The sequence below is a fragment of the Vibrio sp. 2130-1 genome, assembly GCF_033339515.1.
On record NZ_JAWOUT010000310.1, the window covers coordinates 1 to 679 of the forward strand.

The window sequence follows — 679 nt, forward strand, 5'->3', positions numbered from 1 at the left end:
TGTCGCTGCCGTTGATGATCGAATCAGCTTTCAGCGGCCAGTTCAGCATCTCCCAGCCTAATCCCTGGTACATATCGCCAATACGCCAGTAGCGAGACTGCGCAAGCGCAATGCCCTGCTGGAGCGTTTTCTCCTGAACGTGGCTGGCATCCATGTTGGCCTGAACCCAGCGGGCGATATCAATAACGCTGGATTTCACGCCATAGGCGTCGGCGTCAAGTTGTCCCGGAGAAACGTGTACGGGCTTCCCTTCGCGATAGCCCCTGGCATAATCTTTTTGTTCGTTCTGCGGAACCGTAATCCAGGTATGCGCCAGTTTTAATGGTTGCAGGACGCGTCTGGTCATTGCCTCTTCGTAACTCATTCCTGAGGGTTTCACCGCCAGCGCGCCAAACAGACCAATGCTGGAGTTAGCGTAAAGTCGCTTAGCGCCCGGAGTCCATTGCGGCTGCCAGTTTTGATAAAAATGCAGTAATGCGGCTTTATCCCTAACGTCATCGGGGATCTGCAGCGGTAGGCCGCCTGCCGTATAGGTGGCTAAGTGCAGCAGGCGGATACCCTGCCACTGTTTGCCTGTCAGTTCTGGCCAGTATTTCGTGACCGGATCGCTGAGCTTAATTTCGCCGCGGGCGATAGCATCGCCGCCCAACACGCCGTTAAACGTCTTACTAACCGATCC

1 protein-coding gene is annotated in these 679 nt (G+C 55.2%); it reads right to left on the bottom strand.

The genetic code is table 11. From position 1 onward, the window contains the following. Nucleotides 1-679, bottom strand: a 679-nt coding sequence (locus R7Q09_RS25920) for a serine hydrolase (protein ID WP_318143914.1), incomplete at both ends; no start/stop codon positions are given.